The organism is Streptomyces sp. 4N509B (genome assembly GCF_052245655.1).
GTDB lineage: Bacteria > Actinomycetota > Actinomycetes > Streptomycetales > Streptomycetaceae > Streptomyces.
On the sequence record NZ_JBQQBZ010000003.1, the window covers coordinates 231,146 to 257,515 of the forward strand.

Below are 26,370 nucleotides of genomic sequence, written 5' to 3' on the forward strand. Positions count from 1 at the left end.
GACGGTGAGGGTGAGGGTAGGGAATCCGACGTCCGCAACACCAGACGGAAACGCGAAACGCCTGACGGACACGGCGCGTTGAGGGCTGTGGGGGACGGCGAAGCGAGTGGGAGGAGGGGCCCGACGTGGTCGTGGAGGCGTGGGAGCGCTCCGGCGAGGACGCCGGGGACACCGGCGACGCCGGGGGCTCCGAGAGGCGGGAACCCGCTGCCAGCGGGGGTGGGACGGCCGCCGAGGCGGGCGCGGGGACGGCCGGTCACGCGACGTGGGCCGGCGGCGGGGCGGGCGTCGCGGCGCTCACGGTGTGGACCGAGCGGCGCGCCGGCCGGGGTGAGGACGCCGAGCCGCTGGCCGTGTACCACCGCGTCAGTGGCCACGGACTGCTCGCCGTCTTCGACGGCTCGGGCGGGTCGGGGGCGGCTCCGGCCTGGCAGGGGCGCACAGGGGCGTGGGCCGGCGCGCGCGTCGCGCGGCTGGCCGCCGAGTGCTGGTTCCAGCGGGCCGTCACGGCACCCGACGGCTGGTCGGCCGACGGCGGATCCGCTGACGGTACGTCGGCTGACGGCCGATCGGTCGCCGGACGCTCAGCCGACGGCCGGGCGACCGCCCCGCACGCGGGGGGCGGCGAGTCGGGCGACGGCGAAGGGCTCGCGTACGCGCTGCGGCGGATGCTGGGCGCCGTCCCCGCCCCCACCTCCAGGAGCCGCCTGACCGGCACGATGCGGCGCCGCCTCCCCACCACCGTGGCCGCCCTCCGGTACCGCTTCCGGCCGGGCGAGGACCGCGTCCGCTGGCAGGCCCTGTGGGCCGGCGACTCGCGGGCGTACGCGCTGCTGCCGGGCAGCGGCCTCCACGCGCTCACCCGGGACGACACCGTCGAGGAGGACGCGTTGGAGCAGCTGCGCCAGGACCCGCCGATGACGAACGTGGTCTGCGCGGACCGCCCGTTCACCGTCCACGCCACGCCGCCCGGCGCCGCGCTGCGTCCGCCGTGCGTGCTGCTCGCCGCCACCGACGGCTTCTTCGGGTACGTGACCACGCCCGCGCGGTTCGAGTGGCTGCTGCTGCGGACCCTCGCCGAGGCCACCGGCCTCGGCGACTGGGCCGGGCGGCTGCGGGACGCCGTGCAACCGGAGACGGCCGACGACGCATCTCTCTCCCTGGTGGCGCTGGGCTTCGACGAGCACGGCGACGACGCCGGCGGCGTCGGTGAACGCGGTTCTGACCGCGACGCTGGCGGCGACGGCGACGGCGACGACACTGGTGACGGCGGTCGCCCCGAGCGCGGGTTCGTGGCTCTGCGCGCGGCGTTCGCCGAGCGGCACGAGCGGCTCACGCGCGCCTACGGGGACGGCCCGCCGGCCCCACCGGACGGGGACGCCGCCGACTGGCGGCGCTGGCAGGACGAGACGTGGCGGACCTACCGCACCGACTACGAGCGGTTCATGGCCGAGCCGACCACGGAGCGACCGGAGGGTGGACGATGAGACGGGGTGACGTGATCGGCGGGTACCTGGTCGTCTCCGAGCCGACCAACGCCGACGGCGGGAAGTGCGTGTGGGCCTTCGCCACCCGCGAGGGCCGGGAGTTCTTCCTCAAGCGCTTCCTCGAACCGAAGCGCCCCCGCGCCGGCTCCGCCCGCGCCGGCTCCGGCAGCGCCGCCGCCCGCCGCAGCCACGACATCCGCATGGCGCTGTGCCACGAGTTCGAGGAGCGGCACCGCGCGATCATGGCCCGGTTACGCCCCGACGCCACCGGCGCGGGGAACCTGGTCCTCGCCACGGACTTCTTCTGCGAGGGCAGCACCTACTACAAGGTGACCGAGCGGATCGACACCGCGAGCCTGGCCGAGCCGCAGTCCCTCGACCCGAAGTCCAGGGCGGTGCTGCTGCGGACGCTGATGACGAGCCTGCGGCTGCTGCACGACATCGACGTCGTGCACGGCGACCTGAAGCCGGCCAACGTGCTCGTGCAGAAGCGGCCCGGCCAACGCTTCCACAGCGCCAAGCTCATCGACTTCGACGACTCCTACGTCGCCGGCCACCCTCCCGGGCGGACCGAGATCGCGGGCGACTCGGTGTACGGGGCGCCGGAGTGGCGGCGGTACGTGCAGGGGGACGAGACGGTCTCCGGGCGTGACCTGACGACGGCGGTGGACGTCTTCGCGCTCGGGCTGATGACCCACCTGTACCTGACGGGCTCCCTCCCGGGACACGACGCGCGCTACGGCTCGCCGGCGGACGCGGTCAACGCGGGCGAGCCCCTGGCCGTGTACGCGTACCTCGGCACCCCGGCCCAGGCCCTGATCGCGGCGATGACGGCCCGCGAGCCGGAACGGCGTCCGACGGTGGACGCGGTCCTGGCGGCCGTCACCGAGGAGTTGTGCACCCTCCACGACACGCCCCAGCCCGCTCCCACACCCGCTCCCACACCCGCTCCCGTTCCCGTTCCCGCTCCCGTTCCTTCGGAACGCTCCGACGACGGGGGCACGGCGGAGGCGTCCCCGGGTGCCGGGGACCGGTCCGGGGAGCCGGCCGACGAGCCGTCCGCGGGACCGGACGGGGAGGCCGAGCCGGCCGACGAGCCGGGCGTCGAGCGGCGTCGCAGCCGCGTCCGTTTCAGCGGCGCGGGCGGCGCCGGAGCGGCACGGCGGGGCGCGACGCCGCCCACGCCGGCCACGTCACCGAGTCCACCGAGCCCGCCGAGCCCGCCGACGCCGGAGCCGCCCCGCACGTCGCGGGTCCGCTTCGGCGGGGCGGACCGCCCGCGCGCCGGCGACCGTTGACCATCACCGCCGACCACCAACCACCGACCACCGATGTTCGTCCACGGGAGGAGAGAACCATGAGTGGGGCTGTCGAGAGGTATCAGGGGAACCTCAGGTACGCGGTCGACATCGTGCTCTGCGTCGACGCCACGGGCAGCATGAACCCCGTCCTCGGCGCCGTGAAGGAGAGCGCGCTCCACTTCCACCAGCGGCTCACCGAGGTCATGGAGCGGAAGGGGAAGGCCATCAGCCAGCTGCGGCTGCGGGTCATCGCCTTCCGCGACTTCGGCGACGACCCGTCGGACGCGATCGAGCAGACCGGCTTCCTGCACCTGCCCGAGCAGGCGCCGGAGTTCGAGCGCTTCGTGCAGGGCCTGGTCGCCCAGGGCGGCGGCGACGTCCCCGAGTCGGCGCTCGAAGCGCTGGCGCTGGCGATCAACTCGCCCTGGGAGAAGGGACTCGACCGCCGCCGGCACGTGATCGTCGTGTTCACCGACGCGCCCGCGCACCCGCTGGGCACGGTCGGCGTCACCGCGCAGACCTACCCGAAGGACGTCCCCCACACCATGGACGAGCTCTTCGAGCAGTGGGGTTACGCCCGCAGCCAGACGGCCGTCATGGAGCAGTCCGCGAAGCGGCTCGTCCTCTTCGCCCCCGACGAGGAGCCCTGGCAGGAGGCGATCGGGGAGGAGTGGGACCTCACGCTCCACTTCCCGTCGCGAGCGGGCGAGGGGCTGGAGGAGTTCGAGATGGACGAGATCATCGAGACGATCGCGAACAGCCTGTGATCCCGGTCCGCCTCGCCGACGGCGACCTCGTCTTCCCCTGGGGCGAGGGCGAGCAGGACGGGGCCGGGCTCCGGCTCCCCCAGTCCTCGTGCGTCTCGGTGACCCGCCAGGCGGTGGCGGGCGGCGGCGTGCGGCTCGCGTTCCACTTCCGTCGCGGCGAGGATGAGGACGAGGGCGGGGGCAAGGGCGAAGGCAAGGGCGAGCACGGGGACGCCGGCGACGCCGGGGCGGCCGGCGAGGCGGAGGTCACCGCCCGCGTCACCGTGCCCGCCGAACGGCTCGCCGACGTCGAGGACCTTCTGGCCCGGCTGACGTCGGCCCACCCCGGGATCGCCCTCCTCGACGGCGACGACTGGCTCAGCTCCCCCGTCTCCGCCGAGACGCGGGAGCTGTTCGACGTCGTGACGGCCCGTCTGGCGGCCGGCGGGCACGGGGCAACGGGCGGGTAGTCAGGTGACGACCGGTCCGACGTGGCAGTGCCCGGCCTGCGACACCTACAACGAGGCAGCGGCCCCGGCCTGCGCCGTCTGCGAGGAGGCCCGCCACCCGGACCCCACCGTCGTCGCCCCCGCCCCCGCCCCCGCCCCCGAGACGGCGGGCGGGCAGCCGCCCGCCACCGACGCCGCGACCGCCGCGTGGGGCACGCCGCAGTGGCGGTGTCCCGCCTGCGGCGCGCGGAACCCGGCCCACGAGTCGGTCTGCGCGTGGTGCGCCGCCCGGGTCCCCGTCGCCACGGTCACGATCCTCCCGGCCGACGCCGGGGCCGCCGTGCCCGCGCCCCGGGCGACGACCCCGGGGCCGGCCACGGCCTCCGGCGGGCGGACGGTCCTCGGCTGCGGCTTCCTGCTGCTCGTCGCCACGGCCGTCGTCGTCGGGCTCCTCCTGCTGATCGCGAACCTGACGTCACTCACCGGCCCGGACAGCGACAGCCCCCCGTGGGTGCCCGACGGCAGCTCGACGTCCCCGCCCTCGTCCTCGCCCTCGTCGTCCGACCAGCGTCCGGACCAGGAGCCGGAGTCGGACCCGGCCCCCGAGCCGTCGGAGGGCCAGTCCTCGCCCACCCCCTCCAGCCCGTCGTCGTCACCGTCACCGTCGCTGTCACCGTCTCCGTCACCGTCGGCGGGCGGCTGACGGCGTCACAGCCCCCGGGCGAAGCCGCCCTCGGAGTTGATGACCTCGCCGGTGACCCACGCCGCCTCGTCCGTCGTCAGCCACGCGACGAGGCGCGCGGCCTCGTCCGGCACGGCCCACCGGCCGCCGGGGAAGAGGCCGGCGACGATGGCGTGCGCCTCGCCGGTGGCGTATCCGGTGTCGACCGGGCCGGGGTTGACGGCGTTGACGGTGATGCCGCGCGGCGCGAGGCTCGTCGCGAGCGTGCGGGTGATCGAGGCCAGGGCGCCCTTCGCGAGCGCGTAGGCGACCTCCCCCGGCATGCCGCCCCGCACGTCCTGCCCGGACGTCATCATCACGACCCGTCCGCCGCCCTCCTGGGCGTCGCCGGGGTACTGCCGGGCGAAGGACTGGACGAGCAGGACGGTGGAGCGGGTGTTGACGGCCCAGTGGGCGTCGAGCATGTCCCCGTCGATCTCGTCGAGCGTGCCGTCCTCCCCGCTGAGGGCGTGGTTGGCGACGAGGATGTCGAGCGGCCGACCGCCCAGCGCCTCGGCCGCGTCCGCGACCAGGCGGGCGGGCGCGCCCGGCTCGGTGAGGTCGCCGGGCCCGTGGGCGGCGACGGCCCCCTCGTCGAGGTACTCGGCGAGCCCGTCGACGAGGGCCTGCGGCCCGTCCGGGTCGGCCCCCCAGGGTTTCTGGGCGTCGTGCGGGGTGTGGTGGTGCAGGTAGACGCTGGCGCCGTACGCGGCGAGGCGGCGGGCGGTGGCGTAGCCGATGCCGATGTGGCGGCTGGCGCCGGTGACCAGGGCGGAGCGGCCGCGCAGCGGCAGGGGATCGCGACGGAACATGGGCACCAAGCGTGCCCCGCGCCCCGGCGCCCCGTCACCCCGTTTTCGGGGTTCCCGGGCCCGGGTCCGCGCCCGCCCGCGTGTGGTGGCGGACGGTGGAACCGTGGCGGGTCTTCACCACCTCCAGCTGGGCGAGGACGCGGGCGCGCAGGTCGGGGACGTGGCTGACGATCGCGACGCTGCGGTCCTGCTCCCGCAGCGAGTCCAGCACGTCCAGCACCTCGTCGAGGGAGTCCTCGTCGAGGCTGCCGAAGCCCTCGTCGACGAAGAGGGTGTCCAGCCGTGCCCCGCCGGCCTCCTGGGCGACGACGTCGGCGAGGCCCAGCGCCAGGGCGAGCGAGACGCAGAACGACTCGCCGCCCGAGAGGCTGGCGGTCTCGCGGGCCCGGCCCGTCCAGGCGTCGACGACGCGCAGGCCGAGGCCGGAGCGGGCGCCCTGCGAGGCCCTGGCGTCGGAGTGGACCAGCGAGTACCGGCCGGCGGACATGCGGTGCAGGCGGGCGGTGGCGGCAGCGGCCACCTGCTCCAGGCGGGCGGCGAGCACGTACGTCTCCAGCCGCATCTTGTACGCGTTCCGGGGGGAGGTGCCGGTGGCCAGCGTGGCCAGGCCGTGCAGCCGCTGGTACTCGGCGCGGAGCGGGGCGAGCGCCGTGGCCTCGGCGGCGGCCTGGGAGGAGAGCGCGTCGAGGGCGGCGACGCGGTCACGCGCGGCGGCCTCGACGGCCGACGCCGTCCGCAGCCGGGCCGTCGCCGCCGCCAACGCGGCCGACGCCGTCTCGACGGCCTCGGCGGCCTCGGCCGCCTCGGTGGCGGCGGCTGCGCTGGCGGTGGCGGTCGTTGCCCCGGCCTCCTCCCACAGGGCCGCGACGGCCGCCTCCTCGGCCTGCCAGGCGTCGAGCCGGCGGCGCGCGGCCTCCTGTTCGGCGGCGCCGAGCACGGCATCGGCGGCGGCCCGTGGCGTGTCGAAGCCGGCGCGGAAGGCGGCGTCGGCCAGAGCCCCGTCGGCCTGCTTGAGGCGGTCTGCGGTCTCCTCGGCGAGCCGGACGGCGCTCGACGCGGCCGTCAGGTCGTCGGCGCGGCGGGCCAGCTCCTCGGCGCGGGCCGCGACGCTGGGGGCGCCGCCTCGGGCAGCGGCCACCTCGGCCTGGAGCGCCTGGTGCTCGGCGGCCAACGTCTCGCGGCGGGAGGCGAGGGCGGCGGCGTCGCGTTCCGCCGCCTGGCGGCGGGAGAGCAGCGCGGCGTGGTCGCGTTCGGCGTCCGCCAGGGCGCGGCGGGCGGCGGACTCGCCGGCCGCCTCCGCCTCGGCCGCCGCGTGCGCGGCGGCCAACTCCTCGACCACGGCCACGAGCCGCGCCACGTCGGGATCCGGGTCCGGCTCCCCGCGCGGGGCCGGAACCCGGCCCCGGGCCGCGTCCGGGTCCCCCTCCGCGACCGGGCCCCCGTCCCGCTTCCCGTCCACGCCCACGCCCACGCCCACGCCCATCGAGCTCACCGGGTCCGGGCCAACGTCGCCACGCCAGCCGGGAAACGCACCCGGCTCGGCGCCCGGAGCCGGGACCGCGTCCGGGCGCGCTTCCCCGTCCGCGTCCCCACCCGCGTCCACGCTCCCGTGCGGAGCCACGGTGGGGCCCCCGCCCGGGTAAGGGTCCGGTCCTGGTCCCGAGGCCCGGACCTGGTCCGGGACCGGGACCGGGACCTGGTCCGCGTCGGCGTTCCGGCCCGCGCCCGGCACCGCCCCCCGGCCCGTGTCCGAGTCCGTGTCCCGCACCCCGCCGCCCGCCACGCCCTCCGCCCCGCCCTCCGCCCCGCCCCGCGCCTCGGCGCGGGCAGCGGCGTGGGCCGCGCGGGCCTCGGTCAGCGCCCGGTCGGCCTCCTCCCGACGCTCCTCGGCCGCCCGGTGCGCGGCGAGCGCCGCCTCCTCCGCCTCCCGTCCCACGTGGTCGGCGGTGGCGCGCGCCGGGCTCGGGTGCTCGGCGGAGCCACAGACGGCGCAGGGCTCCCCCGGCCGCAGGGCGGCGGCGAGCTCGGCGGCGATGCCGCGCAGCCGACGCTCCTTCAGCTCCAGCCAGTGCTCGTACGCCCCGGCGGCCCGCTCTCGGGCGGCCAGCAGCCGCCGTTCCGCCTCACCCGCCGCCTCGGCCAGCTCGTCGCGGCGGCGGGCGGCGGCGAGCCGACGCCGGGCGTGCGCGAGGCTCTCGGCCGCCCGCTCGACGCGGGCGGCGGCCTGACGCGCCCGGTCGACGCGGCGTTCCAGCCGCTCCCGCGTCGCCGGCCAGGCCGCGACCTCCTCCTCCGTGCCGCGCAGCAACTCCTCGCCGGCCCCGATCTGCTCGGCGAGCCGCGCCAGCTCCTCGGCGAGCCGGCGGGCGCGGTCCTCCGCCTGCCGCGCCCCGGCCAGCGCGCCGAGGCTCTCGCGCGTCGCCCGCTCCCGTTCGGCGAGGTGGGCGGCGGGGGCGTCGGCCTGCGCGGCGGGCAGCCGGGCGCGGGCGCGCCGCTCCGCCTCCACCGCCTCGCGGTGCTCGGCCTCGGCGCCCTCCCGCAACGCGAGGGCGGGCGCCACCGCGTCGGCGGCGCGGGCCCGCTCCAGCCGGCCGCGGACCGCGTCCCGCTCGGGCCGCGCGGCGTCCAACGCCTCGGCGCGGGCGGCGGCCTCGGCCCGTCGCCGCGCCAGCCGGGCCCGCTCGCGCGCCTCGGCCACCGTGGCCTGCGCGGCGGCGTGCCCCTCCTCCGCGACGCCCAGCGCGAGCGCGGCGACGTCGAGCCGTTCGCGGGCCTCGCACCGCGCCCACGCCGCGAGCCGCAACACCCCGTCGGCCAGCTCCGGGTCCCCGGCCTGACCCAGCGGCTCGTCGGCCTGGCCCCACTCACCCGCCTCGCTCCGTGCGTCACCGCCCGGCGAGGCCGAGCGCCCCGCCGCCTGCTGGACGCGGTGGGCGACCGCGAGAAGCCGCTCGTCGCCGTCCCGCACCCGCGCCCCGGCGCGGGCGCGCAGCTCGGACAGGTGCGCCTCGGCGGCGGCGAAGCGGCCCGTGTCGAACAGGCGCCCCAGCAGCTTGGCCCGCTTCTCCGCGCCGGCCCGCAGGAACTCGGCGAACTCGCCCTGCGGCAGCAGCACCACCTGACAGAACTGCTCACGGCTCATGCCCAGCAGCCGGCCCAGCTCCTCCCCCACCTCCTGGTGAGAACGGCTCAGTCCCCGCCACAGCCCGGCCTCGGCGTCCCACTCCCGCAGCAGCGTCACCGCCCGGTCGCGCGTCATGCCGCCGCCGCGCTTCTTCGGCCGCTCCTGCTCGGGGCGGCGGGTGACCTCCAGCCGACGCCCTCCCACCGTCAGCTCCAGCACCACCTCGGTGGGGGTGCCGGGCGCGGCGTGGTCGCTGCGGAGCGACACGGTGCCGGTGGACTGGCGGGCGCCGGGCACGGAGCCGTAGAGCGCGAAGCAGACGGCGTCGAGGATCGACGTCTTGCCCGATCCCGTCGGCCCGTGGAAGAGGAACAGGCCGGCGGCGGCCAGCGCGTCGAAGTCCACGCGCTGGGTGGTGGCGAAGGGCCCGAAGGCCGTGATGGTCAGCTGGTGCAGCCGCATCCCGTCAGCGCTCCTCCCCCACGCCCACGTCCCTCGCGCGGGCCTCGCTCGCGCGGGCGCCGCTCGGACGGTCGCCCTCCGCCCGTGCCTCCCCCACCCGCGCCGCCTCCAACGCGTCGCGCAGCCACTCCCGCTCCTGGGCGTCGGGGCCGGCGCCGCCCCGCACGTGCGCCACGAAGTCCTCCGCGACCTGCCGGTCGTCCCGGCCCGCGACCCGCTGGCCGTAGCTGGCGTGGGCGGGGGCGTCGGCCGGCCGCTCGGGGTCGAAGACGAGGCTCAGGACGTGCGGGAAACGCCTGGCCAGCCGCGCCATCGGCTCCTCGGGCCGCACCACGTCCGTGACGGTGGCCTCCACCCACGCGTCCTCGTGCCGCTCCAGCGCCGGATCCTCCAGCAGCTCCGCCAGCCGTCCCCGGATCCGCGCCAACGGCCGGGGCACGGGGCACGGCACCCGCTCCGCCCGCACCGCGCCCCCGTCGTCGAGCTCCACCAGCCACATCGACTTCTCCTGCCCGGCCTCGGAGAACGAGTACGCCAGCGGAGAGCCCGAGTACCTGAGCCTCGACTCCTCGCCGAGGGTCTGACAGCCGTGCAGGTGCCCGAGGGCGACGTAGTCCACGCCGTCGAAGACCGACGCCGGCACGGACGCCACGCCGCCGACGCTGATGTCCCGCTCGCTGTCGCTGCCCTGCCCACCCGTGACGAACGCGTGCGCCAGCACGACCGACCGCGTGCCCGCCGGACGGGTGGCCAGGTCGGCCCGCACCCGCGCCATCGCGGCGCCCAGCACGGCGGCGTGCCCGCCGCCCGCCGCGCCACCCGCCGCGCCGCCCGATCCGCCGCCCGACCCGACGCCCAACTCGTCGCGCACCAGCGCCGGCTCCAGGTACGGCACGCCGTACACGGCCAGCCCCGGCAGCAGGACGGGCCGCGCGCACGCCCCCGGATCGGTCCGCAGGTGAATCCCGGCCCGCTCGACGAGCCCGGCCCCGACGCCGAGCCGCAGCGGCGAGTCGTGGTTCCCCGAGATCAGCACCACGGGCACGTCGAGCGCGGCCAGCCGGTGCACCACGTCGTCGTAGAGCCGTATCGCGGCCAACGGCGGCACCGCCCGGTCGTACACGTCCCCCGCGACGAGCACCGCGTCCACCCGCTCCTCCCGGGCGGTGGCCACCAGGAAGTCGAGGAACGCCGCCTGCGCCCCGAGCAGGCTCACCCGGTGCAGACTCCGCCCCAGATGCCAGTCCGAGGTGTGCAACAGCCTCACCCCCACGCTCCTCTCCTGGCTCCCCGGTGTTCCCCGCTCACGACAGCGGCCCAGTCTGCCAGCCACCACTGACAGGGAGCGGGCGCCCCGGCACGCCCCTGACAACGAGACGGGGCCCCTCCCGCGTCGCCGTCGATAAGGTGAGCCATGTCGCGTCAATCAGTGGTACCGACTGCCTCGGGCGCGGAAGGGGAGCCATGCCGAGGGCACATCAACCGGTGTTCGAGAGACAGGCAGCCATCCGCGCGGTTCGCGCCCTGATCCGGCCGGACTATCCGTTGAAGCCCGGCCACCACCGTCCGGTCGTCGTGATCGAGGGGGGACACGGCACCGGAAAGTCCCTGTTGCTGGACACCCTCGCGGCCCACGCCGACCAGCACGTCCCCTGTGCGCGTCTCGACTTCGCCGCCACGCCCCACGACGACACCGCTCAGCTCCTGCCGGCGCTGGCGGGCCAGCTCCACCGGTACCTGCCCCGGTACCGCAGGCTCCGCTTCCCCCGGTTGCTCATCGCCCTGCTGATGATGGAGCAGGATCTCCGCAACATGACCTTCGACCAGGCCCGCGCCACGGTCACCCAGCTCCTGCGGCAGCGACGCAGCGGGAACTGGCCCCGCCGCTTCATGGAACACTTCGCGGAGGCGCCCGGCGAGGGCGCGGTGGAGATTCAGCTTCCCTTCCCTTTCAACCTGCTGCGGCTGCCGCTCAACGTGGTGGCCGCACTGATGGGCTTCACCTTCCCCAGCCGCTCCCAGCGCTGGTTCGGCCACCGCGACCGGGGGTTGGTCGGGCAGGCTGTGGACACGCTGGTCGACCTGAGCACCGACGCGCGCTTGGCCAGGGAGGCGGCGTACGGCGACGGGCACGGCGACGCGGCGGCGCGGGACCGGGTGGCGCGGCTGCTCAGCGAGGCGTTCCTGGCCGACCTGCGGGACTGTCCCCGCCGCGTCAGGAGGCTGAACACCCCCCTGCTGCTCCTGGACAACGTCGACGTGCCCGCCGGCCGGGCGTTCCTGCGCCGCCTGCTCGACGCCCGCCCGCCGTCCCGCTCGCGCGACGGCACCGAGCCGTTGACGATCGTGACCACGTGCCGGGAGACCCTCCCGGAGCTCGCCGAGAGCCGGGTGGGAAGGCTGGAGGACCTCGCCGGGCAGACGCCTGACGAGGCCCCCGAGTGGCTGCGCTACCCACTGCCGAACCTCACGTGGTCCGACATCGACCAGCTCGTGAGCCAGGCCTCCGCCGGCGCCAGGGTGGATCGCCGGCTGGTCCGGGTGGTCCACGAGTTCACGGCCGGTCACCCGGAGGCGGTCGGTGTGCTGGCCTCGACCGCCTCGCGGATGTCCCGTCCCGCCACCAGCGTCGGCCAGTTGCTCGCCGCGCCCATGCCGTCCGACGACGAGCTCGTCCGCCACGGGGCCGAGCCCTCCGCCACCTCCCCCACGCCGTCGGACAGCGCGGGGCAGTGGCTGCTGCGCCGCCTGCTGCCGGCCGACGATCCCGAGGTCGACGCCCTGGCCACCTGCGCGGCTCCCCGCGACGAGGTCGGCGGGCTGTGGCTGAGCCATCAGACCGACGTCGTGGCGCCCTCGTGGGGGGAGAGCGTGCGCCGCACCACGCCGTGGTCGCCCGACGGCGGCAGGGCCGGTGCCACTGTGCTCCGCCGCCTGCTGCTGCGCCGGCTCGCCGCGCGGCCCGCCGACCACCCCACCGGCTGGGACGCGGTTCACCTCCGGTTACGCCGCCGCTGCCAGGACACGGGCGACGCCGCCGGCGAGCTGTATCACCGGCTGGCGATGAACGACGTGGCAGCGGTCGCCGACGAGCTGGCCCGGCTGCTGCCCGACACGTCGGGCGAGACCTGGCTGACGCTGCTGCGCTCCACCACCCAGGCTCCGTTGGCCGTCGCCGAGGAACCGCCACCCGAGCCCTACGACCTCTACCACGACCTGGTGCGCCGCGCCTTCGACACCGCCGCCACCAGCACGGAGGCGCGGGTCGGTCACCTCGTCACCGCGCTGCGGATCGTCAGTGACCCGCTGTGTGGCATCTCCCGGGGCTTCTTGTACAAGCAGATCGCCGGGACGTTGAGCGAGCTCGCTCCGAGGTCACCGGACGGCCTGGTGGCCTTCGAGACGGCCAGCGCCGAGTACGGCCAGCAGGCCCAGTGGTGGTCCCTGTGACCTCCGACCGCCGAGGGACGCGGGGAAGAAGGAGCACAAGGACGAGAGAAGGGGACAGATGACCCGGTTACGTTCCGCCGCGCCCGACGACGGCTTCTCGAATCCTCCCCGTCACTGGCTGCGGGCCGTGTGGCTCGTGGGGGCCGTCGTCGTGGGCAGCCTGGTGGCCTACGCCGTGATCGAACTGCCCGACCGTCTCGACTGCCGTGGCGGCTCCCACCTCACCAACGAGGCCGGCGAGTGTCTGGGAGTCACCGACGGCTCCCCCGCCTTCCTGCCCAGGGACGACGATCACGAACTGGCGGACGAGTTCGAGCGGGTCCAGGAGCTCATCAAGGCCGAGAACGACCGCGTCGCGGCCGAGGCGGACACCTACGCGAAGGTCGGGCTGATGTCCACGCTCTCGCCGGACGAGACGAGCCCGCTCGGACCGGACCAGGTGCTGCACGCGCTGGAAGGCGCCTACATCGCGCAGTGGCGCGCCAACCACACCCGTCAGCTCGGGGACCCCGAGCCACAGATCCAGCTCCACCTGGCGAACGTCGGCGGGCGCCACCAGGGGTGGCGGCCGGCGGTGGACCAGCTGGTGGAGATGGCCGACGACCCGGCGCCGCTGGTCGCGGTGGCCGGCCTGTCCATCAGCACCGAGGACAGCCGGGCCGCCGCGCGGGAGCTGGCCCGACACGACATCCCGATCATCGGTGCCTCCGCCAGCGCCGACGGCCTGAACTCCGAGACGGTCGAGGGTCTGGTGCGCGTCACGCCGAGCAACACCGACTTCGTCACGGCCCTGCACCGTTACGCGACCGACCGCGAGGGACTGGACGAGGCGATCCTCGTCTACGACCAGAAGGCGCCGGACCTCCATGTGCGCACGCTGACCGAGGCGTTCGAGGAGCAGTTCGCCACGGAGCTGGGAACAAATCCCGCTCAGCCGTTCCAGGGCGAGACCCTGGAACGGGACTCCTCGGCGGCGCTGTTCGATCCGGCCGTGCGGAACATCTGTGAGGTGGAGGCGGACATGGTGCTCTTCGCCGGCCGCATCGGCGACCTCGGCAACTTCATCGACGCCCTCCACAGCCGGGCCTGCCGGGACGGCCACCTGTCGGTGCTCTTCGCGGACACGGGGCCGTTGATCCGTCCCGGTGAGCACGAGCGCCTCGTGGACAGCCGACTCACCATCGTCCAGGCGTCGGCGATGGACCCGTCGTGGCCCCGGGAGGCCGGCGAGACACCCGACGCGCCTGCCGGCTTCGCCGACTTCTATCGGGAGTACGACGCGCGGCTCTCCTACGTGCCCGACGTGCCCGCGGCTCTGGCGGACGGCTACGCCGCGGCCAACCACGACGCGATGGCCGTCGCGACCCAGGCCGTCCGGGTCACCCACGCCCAGGACTCGGACTCCCCGATGACCGGCGCCCGGGTGCGGGACGCGCTCTTCCTGCTCCACCTGGGCAACGCGGTGCAGACGGCCGGAGGCACGCTGCACTTCACCACGGAACGCAACGGCGATCCGGGGGGCAAGCCCATCGCGATCCAGGAGGCGCCGCCGGGAGAGACGCCCCCGGACCTCTACATGACGCCGGCCCCGTGACAGCGGGACGCGTACGACCTCCCCCCGCCTGGCCGCCCGGCCCGGTGGCGGCGAACCTCGAAGCCCTCGGTGCGGGCACCGCCGCGACCCGCGCCACGCCGCCGCACGCCGCCGGGCGCGTCGACGAGACCTGGTGCTCCTTCCAGCAAGGGCACCCGTGCGGGCTTCGCGACGACCCGGCCAAGGCCGGCGCCATGTACGGCCGCTCGGTCGCGCCGGCACGCACCCGTGCACCCAGACGCGAGCGCGCACGTCGAGGTGTTGGACGGGGTGTCGTCCCCGAACGTTCGGCCGCCGGGGCCCGGTGCCCCGGGACGGGGCCGCAGTAGCGCATCGGGACGGGAACGGTGTCGGCGTCGGTCGGGGGGCGGGAGGGAGCCGAGAGGGCCCGGGTCGAGGTTGAGGTCCCCCCGGCCCGGGCCGGAGCGTTCGCACCCCTCGGTCATGCAGGCGTCGAGCCGCATCAACGTCGTGCCGATCCGCTCCACCTGGTCCTCGTCCACCTCTCCCGCGCCGACGCGCCACGGCGTCTGGCGTCCATGAGCCGCCGCGGCCGTTCGACGACGGTCAGCACGAGCGCGGCCAGGTCCCGCCCGACCCTGTCGGCGTCCACGTCGACGCGGTGGAGGACCCCGGACGGGCGGGGGCCATGATGGGGGCCATGGCGTTGTCCACCGCGTTCACGACGTTGTTCGGCGTGCGGCATCCGATCGCGCTGGCCCCGATGGGCGGTTCGGCCGGCGGCGAGCTGGCGGCGGCCGTCTCGCGCGGCGGAGGGCTCGGCCTGCTGGGCGCCGCCCACGGCGACGCGGAGTGGCTGGCTCGTGAACTGCCCCTGGTGGCGCGCGGCACCACGGAGCCCTGGGGCGTCGGCCTGTTGACCTGGTCGGTCGACGTGGGCGTCGTCGAGCGGGTGCTGGAGCACGGCCCGCGCGCGGTGATGCTGTCCTTCGGGGACCCGAGCCCGTTCGCCGAACGCGTCCGCCGGGCGGGCGCGGCGCTGATCCTCCAGGTCACGGACCTGGAGGAGGCCAGGCGGGCGGTGGCCCTCGGCGCCGACGTCATCGTGGCGCAGGGCTCGGAGAGCGGCGGCCACGGCGCCAGGAACGGGCGGTCGACCCTGTCGTTCGTGCCGGTGGTGGTGGATCTCGCGGCCCCCGTGCCGGTGCTGGCGGCCGGCGGCATCGCCGACGGGCGTGGCCTGGCGGCGGCCCTGGCGCTGGGCGCGGCGGGGGCGCTCGTCGGCACCCGTTTCCAGGCCACGGCCGAGGCGCTGGTGCACCCGTCGATCGCCGCCGCGATCGTCGAGGGGCGCGGCGAGGACACCGAGCGCAGCCGCGTCCTGGACATCGCCCGTGGCTCCCCCTGGCCGGAGCGCTACACCGCCCGGACGCTCGGCCACCGCTACCTCGACGCGTGGCGGGGCCGGGAGGCGGAACTCGCCGAGGACGCCGAGGCCCAACGGGCCTACCGGGAGGACGTGGCGCGGGGCGACGTGCCCCCGCTGCCCGTCTGGGCCAGCGAGGCGGTCGACCTCATCACCGACCTGCCGCCGGCCGCCGAGCTCGTCGAGACGCTGGCGGCCCAGGCCGAGGCCGCTCTCGGGCGGGCGGGGCGTCCCGACGTCCCCGCCGAGACGCGAGGGGACGAGTGACCCGGCGGTAGCGGGGGGGCGTCTCGCGTGGCACGTCGCGCGAGCTTCTTGTGGCAGGGCAGGGCAGGGTGGAACAGGACAGGACAGCGCGGGGCGGCGGCCATGGCCGGGCCTCGGCTCCGCCGGTCGTCGCTGACCACATACGGATCTTGAGGCCACGAGCAGCCCATGGCAGGCTCATGCCGCATGATCGATGAATTTGCGAAAGACAACCTTCACAGGAGACTGCGGCGGGACCGCGAGGCGCTGCTCTGGAAGCTCGACGGCCTGTCCGAGTACGACGCCCGCCGACCTCTGACAGCGACCGGGACCAACCTCCTCGGCCTGGTCAAACACGTGGCCACCGTCGAGGCCAGGTACTTCGGCGAGGTCTTCGACCGCCCTTCCCCTGAGCCGCTGTGCCGGTGGCAGGACCACGACGGCAGCGATCTGTGGGCGACCGAGGACGAGACCCGCGATCAGGTCATCGCCTTCTACCGGCGCACGTGGGAACACTCGGACGCGACGATCAACGAGCTTCCCCTCGACGCCCCCGGCCACGTGCCGTGGTGGCCGGAGCCTCGCCCCAACACGAACCTGTTCGCCGTCATGGTCCATGTCCTCAGCGAGTCCGTCCGGCATGCCGGGCACGCCGACATCCTGCGCGAGGGCCTCGACGGCCGGACCGGGTTGCGGGCCGAACACGAGACGCGGATCGACGAGGAAGCCCGTGCGGCCCACCGCGCGAGGATCGAGCAGGCCGCCAGGTCGGCCGCGGCCGTCACGGATTGGCGGCCGTTCCTGACGTGACGTGGTGTCGTGCGGCGTGACGCCGCTCGTGGCGGCTGCGCATGGCGGCACCGCTGAAGCATCGGACGGTCGGGTTGTACCGCGGGCGTACGCACCGAGGATGATCCACCGCCGCGTCCTCCGCGAGGACGGTCGGATATCGGTGCCGTGGCCGACGCGCCGTGGCGCCGCCCCACCCTACGTTTGCCGAAACCGGCACCGGCACCGGCACGGGATCCAGTTTTTCAACCTGTTCGACGGCATCGCCGCCGAAAGCATCCCAGCTGCCCAGCCGATCCCGCCGAACGGCCTGACGGAGAACGAGGAGAAACCCCTGATGGACAACCTCAGGAAGACAGCGACACGGACAGGAATCGCCCTCACCGGCCTGTGCGGCGTCGTGCTGCTGGGCGCGGGAAAGGTGCAATCAGGAACTCTCCTGATTGCCACGACCTTCGTCATGGTCCTACCGGTCAGGCGGCCCAGGCTCCCCCGCTGGGCACGCGTCGGATTACTCTGCGCCGTGTTCGTGATGGTGGCGTGGAACATATCCACCACCGACCTTCCAACTCCCCCGAACGAGCTGGTGACGAGCTGCCCCAACGAACACACCGAAACATACACGAAAACCGGATTCACGTTCCTGGACCAGGTGATCTATCTCTTCAGGAGCTTTCTGTCCCAGGCAGAGCCTTCCTGACACTCCGGTGGAGGCTTCCACCTTCTCGCGGTGTCCGGCGGTGGTTTCGAGCCCAGCGGCCTGACGGCTGGTCAGGGTCTCCCCCGCCGACCGATCAACGGGACCCGACCCCGCCCCCGAGGGCTGTGCCGACCGCTTCCCCGCCCATCCGCCTCACCCTCACCCTCGCCCTCGCCCCCGCCCTCGGGCTCATTGACACCCCCTCGACCCGCTCCTATCATTCGTTCGATTTCAGGAACAGCGTTCGAAATGACGAACGCACACCGGACACGAACACCCCACCCCCACCAGGCCCTCCCGCCGGCCACGAGCGAACAGCGCTCCGCGTCACCCCGTTCCGAACCGCGAGCGCCTGCCGGGCGCAGGCGCTTTCCCTGATCAACGGAAAGAGCCGCCATGTCCTCCTCCGTCAGCCGGCGCCGTCTCCTCCAGGCGGGCGGCGCCGCCGCCGTCGCCGCCTCCGTCACCTCCGTCGCCGGACCCGCCCTCGCGGCCCCCGCCGCCCGAGCGGCGATCCCCCCGGCCCGGCCGGACATCGGGGTGTCCGCGCACCCCTTCGAGCTGGGCCAGGTCCGGCTGACCGCGAGCCGCTGGCTGGACAACGAGAACCGGACGCGGGCCTACCTGCGGTTCGTCGACGTCGACCGCCTGCTGTACAACTTCCGCGCCAACCACCGGCTGTCCACCAACGGCGCCGCGTCCAACGGCGGCTGGGACGCGCCGACGTTCCCCTTCCGCACCCACATGCAGGGCCACTTCCTCACCGCGTGGGCGCAGGTCCACGCCGTGACGGGAGACACCACCTGCCGGGACAAGGCCCTCGCGATGGTGGCGGGGCTGGCCGACTGCCAGGCCAACAACGGCGCCGCCGGCTTCAACGCCGGCTATCTGTCGGGCTATCCGGAGTCCGACTTCACCGCGCTCGAACAGCGGACCCTGACCAACGGCAACGTGCCGTACTACACGATCCACAAGACCCTCGTCGGCCTGCTCGACGTGTGGCGGCACCTGGGCAGCACGCAGGCCCGCGACGTGCTGCTGAACCTGGCGGGATGGGTCGACTGGCGCACCGGCCGGCTGAGCGGCCAGCAGATGCAGGCCATGCTCGGCACCGAGTTCGGCGGCATGAACACCGTGATGGCCGACCTCTACCAGCAGACCGGCGACGCGCGGTGGCTCACCGTCGCCCAACGCTTCGACCACGCGGCGGTGTTCGACCCGCTGGCGGCGGGCGAGGACCGGCTCAACGGGCTGCACGCCAACACCCAGGTGCCCAAGTGGATCGGCGCCGCCCGGGAGTACAAGGCCACCGGCACCACCCGCTACCGGGACATCGCCACCAACGCCTGGAACATCTGCGTCACCGCGCACACCTACGCCATCGGCGGCAACAGCCAGGCCGAGCACTTCCGGCCCCCGAACGCCATCGCCGGCTACCTGAACCAGGACACGTGCGAGAGCTGCAACACGTACAACATGCTCACCCTCACCCGTGAGCTGTTCACGCTGACCCCGGACCGGGCCGCGCTGTTCGACTACTACGAGCAGGCGTGGCTGAACCAGATGATCGGCCAGCAGGACCCGGCCAGCGACCACGGCCACATCACGTACTTCACCCCGCTCAACCCGGGCGGTCGCCGGGGCGTGGGCCCGGCCTGGGGCGGCGGCACCTGGAGCACGGACTACAACAGCTTCTGGTGCTGCCAGGGCACGGGCCTGGAGATGCACACCAGGCTGATGGACTCCGTCTACTTCCACGACGACACCACGCTGACGGTGAACCTGTTCGTGCCCTCAGAGCTCACCTGGTCGCAGCGCGGGATCACCGTCACGCAGACCACGAGCTATCCCGTCAGCGACACCACGACCCTGCGGGTCACCGGCTCGGTCGAGGGCACCTGGTCGCTGCGCGTCCGCATTCCCGGCTGGACCAGCGGGGCCACGATCAGCGTCAACGGCACCGCGCAGAACATCACCACCACGCCCGGCAGCTACGCCACCCTGACCCGCTCCTGGACCTCCGGCGACACCGTCACCGTCCGCCTGCCCATGCGGGTCGCCCTGCGGGCGGCCAACGACAACCCGAACGTCGTCGCGATCACCTACGGTCCCGTCGTGCTGTCCGGCGACTACGGCAACGCCTCGCTCGGCTCCCTGCCGTCGCTGGACCCGGCCTCGATCACCCGGACCAGCGACAGTTCGCTCGCCTTCACCGCCACCGCCAACGGCTCCACCGTCCGCCTGGGCCCGTTCCACGACGCGCACGGCCACAACTACACCGTCTACTGGAACACGGGAGCCGCCGCCGCCACCGTCCGCCTCGTCAACGTCGGCAGCGGGCTCGTGCTGGGCATCCAGGACATGTCCACGGCCGACGGCGGCCGAGCCCTCCAGTGGCACGACTCGGGCACCGCCGACCACAACTGGGAGACGATCCCCGACGGCGGCGCCGTCCGGCTCCGCAACGCGCACAGCGGCAAGGTGCTCGGCGTGCAGGACATGTCCACAGCGGACAACGCGCCCGTCCTCCAGTGGTCGGACAACGGCACCGCCGACCACCGGTGGACGCTGCTCGACCAGGGAGACGGGACGTTCAAGATCCGCAACGAGAACAGCGGCAAGCTGCTCGGCATCCAGGACAACTCCACCGCCGTGGGCGCGTTCGCGGTGCAGGAGTCGGACAACGGCACGGCCGACAACCGGTGGCGCGTCGTGCCCAACGGCTAGTACCGCCGTTGCGGTTCGCTGTTCCCCCTGGTCACAGGCGGACGAGGCCCTGAGCAGGCGGCACGCGTCAGCCCGTCAGGCGGACGAGCCGTCCCGTCCTCACCGCCGCGAGAAGCGCCGTGAACCGCGCGCGGTCGGCGGTGAGGACGGACCCGGGAGCCTCGCCCTCCCGTATGGCTATGGCGCCGCCGTCGAGGGCCCTGACCTCGACGCAGTTGTTGCCTCCGGTTCCGGAGAAGGAAGACTTCACCCACTGCTCACTGGACAACGGCGTAGCCCCTCACAACTCTTTGAGGACTGTCAGGATGAGGTCCTTCGACTTACTCGCAGTCAACGCCACGGCCTCGACCATGTCCAACGTCTTTCGGAAGTTCGAAAGTTGCGTGGGCGCATCGATGAAGACGGCGCCCGTCGGCGAGTCCATGTGGACGGTGTCGAGGTTCGGGATCGTCGCTTCGGCGTACATCACCGAGTCACCGATCAGCGGAAAGCCTCCGGCGGCGAAGGGCACCACAAGCAACGTGACGTTGTCCCGCTCACCTTCGGTCAGCAGGTGGCGGAGCTGCTCGCGAGCGACGCCCCGTCCCCCGACCTGCATCCTGAGCGCGGCCTCGTGGATCACGCCCACGAACGGGATCGGATCATCTCCCGTGACCACAGCCTGACGCGCCATACGGTGGGCCACTCGTAGTTCGACCTCGAGTCGTGGAAGCCGGGGCACCACCAGATCGAACTGAGCCCTCGCACTGTCCTCGGTCTGGAACAGCCCCGGCAGGAGTGCGGTCTGGACCGTCCGCAGACGCATCGCGTGATGCTCCACCTCGGACACATCGAGGAAGTCGGGCGGAATCTTGCCTCGGTACTCCTCCCACCAACCGCCCTTCCGGCCACCCGTCATGGTCGCCAGAGCGTCGATCAGAACGGAGTCGTCACACCCATAGATGCTCGCCAGCCTGCGCAGACGCTCCTCGCTGATGCCGAAGCGGCCGCTCTCGATGTTCGAGATCATCGTCCGGTCCGAGCCCAGGAGTTCGGCTGCCTTCGGCGCTGACATCCCCGCGGCGTCGCGAAGCCGCCGGAGTTCAGTGCCGAACCTGCGCTGCCGGACTGTCGGAGTCTGCCTTGGTGCCATGCTCCCTCTCCTTGTTGGCGCACAGTGTGTCCGCACCCACCACACTTGGTCCAACGCACAGCACGATATAACACGTTCGAGTGAGTTCGGTAGCACGCGTTGTATCTAATCTCTAGGCTTCGTACGCACCTCGCAGCACTCAGCCCATCGCCACGTACCGCACCCGGGAGGTGCCACGTGTCAACGTCCCACCACCGTCCCCACCCCGCCCCCATCCCCTTCGACGGCTCCTGGCAGTACGAGCTGCGCTTCCCCTGCGATCCGCGCGCGCCGGGCGTCGCGCGTCTCACGCTGCGGGCCGTGCTCGCCGCCCACGGGCTCGGTCAACTCGCCGACCGTGCGGAACTGCTGGCCTGCGAACTGGCCACGAACTCCGTCGTGCACACCATGGGGCCGGCCGCCGTGCGGCTGGACTGGCGGCACCCCGTGCTCCGCGTCAGCGTCTGGGACCCCGGGCCCGAGCTGCCCAAACCCTGCGGCGGGCCGCGCCCCGTGCCGGCGCCGGACGTCGAGGACGGACGCGGGCTGCTGCTGGTCGCCACCCTCGCCGACCGGTGGAGCGGCTGCCGGCTCGGCGGCGGCGACCTCGGGCCCGGCGGCAAGACGATGTGGTTCGAACTGCTGCATCCCCCAGGCTCGCCCCAACCGCCCCAGCCGCGCCGCCCGTCCGACGCGTCCGCCCCGCACCGCCCGGCGGCGGCGTAACCCCGCTGCCCGGCAGCCCGGACCGGTTAGTGCGTGCCCGTCGTCACCGCCTCGTCCGTGGGATCCGTCAGGTCGCCGCCAAGCGAGCCCCGCGAGCCCTCCTCACCGCCCCCTGCGTCGGCACTCGACGCCGATGGTGGGGGCGTCTCCGGCGTCTCGGCGCCGATCGGGGCCACCCCGCGCAGGCCGCGCAACGACAGCCACGCGACGGCGGCCATCAGCACCGCGCTGGCGAGCGTCGCGACGCTCGTCGCCGCGTTGAAGGCGTCCCGCGCCACGTCGAGCAGCGCGTCCGCCGTGGCGGCGGGCAGCTCCTCGGCGACCGCCACCGCCCCCGGCAGGCTGTCCTCGGCGATCTCCACGGCCTCCCCCGGCAGGCCCTCGGGGCTCTCGCCGGAGATCTCCGTGCGGTAGACCGTGGCCCCGACGCTGCCCAGCACCGCGATGCCGAGCCCGAGGCCCAGCTCGGTGGAGGTCTCGGAGAGCGAGGACGCCGCCCCCGCCTTCTCCGGCGGCGCCGAGCCCAACACCAGGTCCGTGCCGAGCACCATCGCGGGCGACAGCCCGAGCGTGCCGATCAGCACGCCCGTCACCGACCACGTCAGCGAGCCGGCGTCGACCGACATCAGCAGGTAGCCCACGGCCGCCACCACGAAGCCGGCGGCCACCACCCGGCCCGGCGGTATCCGCCGGGCCAGCGTCGTCGCCAGCATCGCGCCGACGATCATGCTCAACGTCATCGGCAGCATCCACAGCCCGGCCCGGAGCGTCGACATCTCCTGCACCAGCTGGAGGCTCTGGATGAAGAAGTACATGACGCCGCCGGAGGTGAAGGCGGCGACCAGCAGCAGCGTCAGCGAGGTGGCGAACGCGTTGTTGCGGAAGAGCCTGACGTCGATCAGCGGCGTGGCCAGCGATCCCTGCCGCCGCAGGAACAACAGGCCCAGCAGCGCGCCGACGGCCATCGAGGCCACGGGCAGCACCTCCGGGCCGTCCTTCGCCAGCTCCTTGAGCCCGTAGACCATCAGGATCATCGCGGACAGGGACTGCCCGACGCTGATCGGGTCCAGCCGCCCCGGGCTGTCGTCGCGGAACTCGGGAAGCAGCAGCGGGGCGGCGACCAGCAGCAGGACCATCACCGGCACGTTGAGCAGGAAGACCGAGCCCCACCAGAAGGTCTCCAGCATCAGCCCGCCGAGCACCGGCCCCACGGCCGCGCCGATGGAGAAGCACATGATCCACACGCCGACCGCCATCGACCGCTGCCTGGCGTCGTTGAACATGTTCCTGATCAACGCCAGGGTGCTGGGCATCAGGGTCGCCCCGGCGACGCCGAGCAGCCCCCGCATCAGGACCAGCATCAGCGGCGAGCTGGCGTAGGCCGCCGCCACCGACGCCGCGCCGAAGGCCGTCGCGCCCAGCATGAGCAGCCGGCGACGGCCGATGCGGTCGCCGAGGGTGCCCATCGTCACGAGGAAGCCGGCGATCATGAGGCCGTAGATGTCGAGGATCCACAGCAGTTCGCTGCTGCTGGCCTCCAGGTCCGCGCTCAGGTGGGGCGCGGCGAGGTGCAGCACGCTCACGTCCAACGCCAACAGCAGCGTCGGCAGCGCCAGCACCGCCAGGCCGATCCACTCGCGTGCCCCGGCTCGTTCGGTGGTCTCCACGACCGTCATCGCACGGCTCCCCTCACGTTGGTGTCTCCTGGAGGCGCGGAAGGGATCCTCGCGCGCCCGGGTCGGGCGCCACTCAACACTGCCCGGACCTCGCGCCCGGCGCCGGGGCCCGGTGCCCTCGCGGAGCCCGCCCGGCGCACCATTCGGCGCTGCTTGTCGGACTTTGTACGATGACTGAGCACTGATGTCCGATCGTGATCGACCTTAGGCTGGGGCCCATCCGTATGACCATCGCGAAGCGGGCACGCGCGGCCGTGGCGGCGATCTTCTTCTTCAACGGCTTCGTCTTCGCCAACGTCGTCCCGCGATACCCGGACATCAAGGCCGAGCTGGACCTGTCCAACACGGCCCTGGGCGCGGCCATCGCCGCGATGCCCGTCGGCGCGCTGACGCTCGGGCTGCTGGCGAGCCCGCTGATCAAACGGTTCGGCTCGGCGTGGACGGCGGTCGCGTCGCTGGCCCTGCTGGGCGCGAACAGCCTCTTCATCGGCGCCGCGCCCGGCTTCGCGCTGCTGTGCGCCGCCCTGTTCGTGGCGGGCGGCCTGGACTCCGTCACCGACGTCGCGATGAACGCCCACGGCCTGCGCGTCCAGCGGCGCTACGGGCGTTCCATCCTCAACGCCTTCCACGGGCTGTGGAGCGTCGGCGCGGTCCTCGGGGGCGTCACCGGCGCCGGCGCGGCCCAGGTCGGGATGCCGCTGCCGGCGCACCTGGCGGCGACGGGCGCGGTGACCGTGGTCGCGGCCCTGGTGTCGTTCCGGTTCCTGCTGCCGGGGCCGGAGGACACCGAACGGGAGAAGACCGAAGGGGAGACGTCCACGTCCGCGTCCGCGTCCGAGGGCGGCGGCGAGCACCGCTCGGGCTTCGCGCGGCCGGGGGCGCGCTGGGCGGTGGTGCGGCTGCTGGCTGTCCTCGGGCTGCTGGCGGGCGCGGCGGCCGTCGTCGAGGACTCGGGCGCCTCCTGGGGAGCGGTCTACCTCCAGGACGAACTGGCGGCGGGCGCCTTCGTCGGCGGCCTCGCGTTCGTGGCGCTCCAGGGCACGCAGACCGTGGGCCGGCTGCTGGGCGACCGGGTCGTGCAGCGGCTGGGCGACCGCACGACGGCGCGGCTGGGCGGGACGCTGGTCCTCGTCGGCATGGGCACCGCCCTGCTGTGGCCGACGGTGCCGACGACCGTGCTCGGCTTCGGGCTGGCGGGCTTCGGCATCGCCACGCTGATACCGGCCGCGTTCCACGCCGCCGACGAGATCCCGGGGCTGTGGCCGGGCGCGGGCATCACGATCATCGCGTTCCTGATGCGGGTCGGCTTCCTGCTCTCCCCGCCCGTCGTCGGCGTGATCGCGGACGCGTCCTCCATCCGCCTGGGCCTGCTCGTCGTGCCGCTGGCCGGCGTGACCATCCTCCTGACCTCGGGCATCCTCGACGGCCGCCGCTCCCGCGAGGTCGCCTCCCGGAAGCCGGGCGCCAGGGACGAGGCCCCCGACCGCGCCTGACCACGCCTGACCACGCCTGACCGCACCTGACCGCACCGGGCGGCCTCCGACACTGGTACGTTACTCGCCAGTAGTCGCTAGTGGGAGGAGCCACCCGCATGCCCACGCTGGACCGTCAGGACGCCGTCTTCGTGCTCGACCTCGGCGACGGCGAGAACCGTTTCCACCCCGACTGGCTCGCCTCCGTCAACGACGCGCTCGACGAGGTGGAGAAGGCGGAGGGGCCGCGCGCCCTGGTGACGGCCGCCACGGGGAAGTTCTACTCCAACGGCCTGGACCTGGAGTGGCTGCTCGCCCACGGGGCGGAGTTCGAGAGCTACGCCTCCTCCGTCCACGCCCTCTTCGCGCGCCTGCTGGCCCTCCCCCTCCCGACCGTGGCCGCCGTGCAGGGCCACGCCTTCGCCGCCGGGGCCATGGTCACCCTCGCCCACGACGTCCGCGTGATGCGCGCCGACCGTGGCTTCTGGTGCCTGCCCGAGGTGGACATCAACATCCCCTTCACTCCTGGCATGTCCGCGCTGATCCAGTCCCGGCTCGCACCCCGGGTCGCGCACGAGGCCATGGTCACCGGCCGCCGCTACGGCGGCGAGGCGGCGCTGGCCGCCGGCATCGTCGACCAGGCGGTGGCCGAGGACGCCGTCCGCTCCACCGCCGTCGAGACCGCCGCCGCGCTGGCGGGGAAGGCGGGCGACACGCTCGGGACGATCAAGGCCCGCATGTACGCGCCGGTCCTCAGCGTCCTGCGCGACACCACCAACCCCCTCGGCTAGGACCGACTCCCACCGCCACACGCGGCGAGGCCCAGGACCGGGGTGCCGGTCCTGGGCCTCACGCGTTTCGCCTCACCCGGTCACCCGACGGGCCACCGAGCCGAGGCTCACGGCCTGGGCGGCCGCGGGTGCTGGTGATCCGCCGGCGGGTAGAACTTCACGCTGTACACCGGCCCCGACTCGAAGCCCGAGGTGGGCGGGATGACCTCCCGCGGCGAGGTGCAGTTCACGTTCGAGTACACCACCGCGTCGAAGACCGTGTTGTTGAAGCCGCCCATCACCGGCTCCTCCGGGTCGGCCAGCAGGTAGCAGGTGTAGGGCTCGGGCAGGTCCACGGTGCCGGTGTTGCCGCCCATGGTGTGGTACCGGAGCTCGCCGGTGGTGCCGTGGGCCGCGCCGGTCGGCACGGCGACCGCCAGCGCGGCGGCCGCGGCCGCCGCGCTCACCAGGTGTCGCATTCGCATGACGTCGTTTGATCCCTTCTGGAGGAACGCCGCTCCGTCGCGGCGCGGCTGGATACTTCACCGCGCCGCGACCGGGGACTCCGTGATCCCGCCCGCGTTCACCTGAACGGAGGATCAAACCGTCAACATCAGCAC

General features: G+C 74.0%; 21 protein-coding genes and 1 pseudogene. 14 read left to right on the top strand and 8 right to left on the bottom strand.

Translation table 11 applies throughout. From position 1 onward, the window contains the following. The first annotated feature begins 125 nt into the window (after positions 1-125). The 5 genes from ACTWP5_RS05405 to ACTWP5_RS05425 are packed head-to-tail and all read left to right on the top strand — an operon-like array spanning position 126 to position 4,686. Complete coding sequence (locus ACTWP5_RS05405; protein ID WP_443219563.1) at positions 126-1,487, top strand: serine/threonine protein phosphatase; 1,362 nt, start codon at positions 126-128, stop codon at positions 1,485-1,487. Beyond that, positions 1,484-2,785 (top strand): protein kinase domain-containing protein, encoded by a 1,302-nt coding sequence (locus ACTWP5_RS05410; protein WP_443219564.1) that lies wholly within the window; start codon positions 1,484-1,486, stop codon positions 2,783-2,785. Before ACTWP5_RS05405 ends, ACTWP5_RS05410 begins: the two co-directional genes overlap by 4 nt. A gap of 59 nt (positions 2,786-2,844) precedes the next feature. Then, on the top strand, positions 2,845-3,555 hold the full coding sequence (locus ACTWP5_RS05415; protein WP_443219565.1) for a vWA domain-containing protein: 711 nt from the start codon (positions 2,845-2,847) through the stop codon (positions 3,553-3,555). After that, positions 3,552-4,004 (top strand): hypothetical protein, encoded by a 453-nt coding sequence (locus ACTWP5_RS05420; protein WP_443219566.1) that lies wholly within the window; start codon positions 3,552-3,554, stop codon positions 4,002-4,004. Before ACTWP5_RS05415 ends, ACTWP5_RS05420 begins: the two co-directional genes overlap by 4 nt. Positions 4,005-4,008: 4 nt before the next feature. Next, positions 4,009-4,686 (top strand): zinc finger protein, encoded by a 678-nt coding sequence (locus ACTWP5_RS05425; protein ID WP_443219567.1) that lies wholly within the window; start codon positions 4,009-4,011, stop codon positions 4,684-4,686. A gap of 5 nt (positions 4,687-4,691) precedes the next feature. Here ACTWP5_RS05425 and ACTWP5_RS05430 read toward each other — a convergent pair whose 3' ends face one another. The 3 genes from ACTWP5_RS05430 to ACTWP5_RS05440 are packed head-to-tail and all read right to left on the bottom strand — an operon-like array spanning position 4,692 to position 10,369. Further along, positions 4,692-5,516 carry an SDR family oxidoreductase gene (locus tag ACTWP5_RS05430; protein ID WP_443219568.1) on the bottom strand — a complete coding sequence of 275 codons (825 nt, stop codon included), beginning with the start codon at positions 5,514-5,516 and terminating at the stop codon, positions 4,692-4,694. Between the two features lie 34 nt (positions 5,517-5,550). After that, complete coding sequence (locus tag ACTWP5_RS05435; RefSeq protein WP_443219569.1) at positions 5,551-9,102, bottom strand: AAA family ATPase; 3,552 nt, start codon at positions 9,100-9,102, stop codon at positions 5,551-5,553. A 4-nt stretch (positions 9,103-9,106) separates the two neighbouring features. Further along, positions 9,107-10,369, bottom strand: coding sequence for an exonuclease SbcCD subunit D (locus ACTWP5_RS05440; protein WP_443219570.1), 1,263 nt, complete (start codon positions 10,367-10,369; stop codon positions 9,107-9,109). 218 nt (positions 10,370-10,587) lie between these two features. On the opposite strand from ACTWP5_RS05440, the gene ACTWP5_RS05445 reads away from it, so the two are divergent. After that, a complete protein-coding gene (locus tag ACTWP5_RS05445) occupies positions 10,588-12,552 on the top strand; it encodes a hypothetical protein (RefSeq protein WP_443219571.1) in 1,965 nt (654 codons plus the stop codon). A 58-nt stretch (positions 12,553-12,610) separates the two neighbouring features. Next, positions 12,611-14,146: a hypothetical protein gene (locus tag ACTWP5_RS05450; RefSeq protein ID WP_443219572.1), complete on the top strand. Its 1,536-nt coding sequence runs from the start codon at positions 12,611-12,613 to the stop codon at positions 14,144-14,146. 365 nt (positions 14,147-14,511) lie between these two features. Here the strand turns inward: ACTWP5_RS05450 and ACTWP5_RS05455 are convergent. After that, positions 14,512-14,852 (bottom strand): annotated as a pseudogene (locus ACTWP5_RS05455) (gas vesicle protein K); the annotation flags it as partial. Between ACTWP5_RS05455 and ACTWP5_RS05460 the strand changes: the two are divergent. From ACTWP5_RS05460 to ACTWP5_RS05475, 4 genes are all read left to right on the top strand, one after another. Then, positions 14,808-15,800, top strand: a complete 993-nt coding sequence (locus ACTWP5_RS05460; protein ID WP_443219573.1) for an NAD(P)H-dependent flavin oxidoreductase — start codon at positions 14,808-14,810, stop codon at positions 15,798-15,800. The pseudogene ACTWP5_RS05455 and the gene ACTWP5_RS05460 sit on opposite strands and share 45 nt — an antisense overlap. A gap of 186 nt (positions 15,801-15,986) precedes the next feature. Further along, entirely contained in the window at positions 15,987-16,589 is a 603-nt protein-coding gene (locus tag ACTWP5_RS05465) for a DinB family protein (protein WP_443219574.1), read from the top strand. Between the two features lie 100 nt (positions 16,590-16,689). Continuing rightward, positions 16,690-17,268, top strand: coding sequence for a hypothetical protein (locus ACTWP5_RS05470; protein ID WP_443219575.1), 579 nt, complete (start codon positions 16,690-16,692; stop codon positions 17,266-17,268). Between the two features lie 396 nt (positions 17,269-17,664). Then, positions 17,665-19,995, top strand: a complete 2,331-nt coding sequence (locus ACTWP5_RS05475; RefSeq protein WP_443219576.1) for a beta-L-arabinofuranosidase domain-containing protein — start codon at positions 17,665-17,667, stop codon at positions 19,993-19,995. A 67-nt stretch (positions 19,996-20,062) separates the two neighbouring features. Here ACTWP5_RS05475 and ACTWP5_RS05480 read toward each other — a convergent pair whose 3' ends face one another. Beyond that, positions 20,063-20,245 (bottom strand): DUF397 domain-containing protein, encoded by a 183-nt coding sequence (locus ACTWP5_RS05480; RefSeq protein ID WP_443219577.1) that lies wholly within the window; start codon positions 20,243-20,245, stop codon positions 20,063-20,065. Positions 20,246-20,275: 30 nt separating this feature from the next. Then, positions 20,276-21,127: a helix-turn-helix domain-containing protein gene (locus ACTWP5_RS05485; RefSeq protein ID WP_443219578.1), complete on the bottom strand. Its 852-nt coding sequence runs from the start codon at positions 21,125-21,127 to the stop codon at positions 20,276-20,278. Between the two features lie 177 nt (positions 21,128-21,304). Here ACTWP5_RS05485 and ACTWP5_RS05490 point away from each other — a divergent pair, with 177 nt between their 5' ends. Next, positions 21,305-21,832, top strand: a complete 528-nt coding sequence (locus ACTWP5_RS05490; protein ID WP_443219579.1) for an ATP-binding protein — start codon at positions 21,305-21,307, stop codon at positions 21,830-21,832. A 26-nt stretch (positions 21,833-21,858) separates the two neighbouring features. On the opposite strand, the gene ACTWP5_RS05495 is transcribed toward ACTWP5_RS05490, so the two are convergent. After that, a complete protein-coding gene (locus tag ACTWP5_RS05495) occupies positions 21,859-23,508 on the bottom strand; it encodes an MFS transporter (protein ID WP_443219580.1) in 1,650 nt (549 codons plus the stop codon). 224 nt (positions 23,509-23,732) lie between these two features. On the opposite strand from ACTWP5_RS05495, the gene ACTWP5_RS05500 reads away from it, so the two are divergent. After that, complete coding sequence (locus ACTWP5_RS05500) at positions 23,733-25,001, top strand: MFS transporter (RefSeq protein ID WP_443219581.1); 1,269 nt, start codon at positions 23,733-23,735, stop codon at positions 24,999-25,001. A gap of 98 nt (positions 25,002-25,099) precedes the next feature. Further along, positions 25,100-25,771 carry an enoyl-CoA hydratase-related protein gene (locus ACTWP5_RS05505; protein WP_443219582.1) on the top strand — a complete coding sequence of 224 codons (672 nt, stop codon included), beginning with the start codon at positions 25,100-25,102 and terminating at the stop codon, positions 25,769-25,771. Positions 25,772-25,878: 107 nt separating this feature from the next. Here the strand turns inward: ACTWP5_RS05505 and ACTWP5_RS05510 are convergent, their stop codons facing one another. Then, positions 25,879-26,235, bottom strand: coding sequence for a hypothetical protein (locus tag ACTWP5_RS05510; protein ID WP_443219583.1), 357 nt, complete (start codon positions 26,233-26,235; stop codon positions 25,879-25,881). Positions 26,236-26,370: the final 135 nt, after the last annotated feature.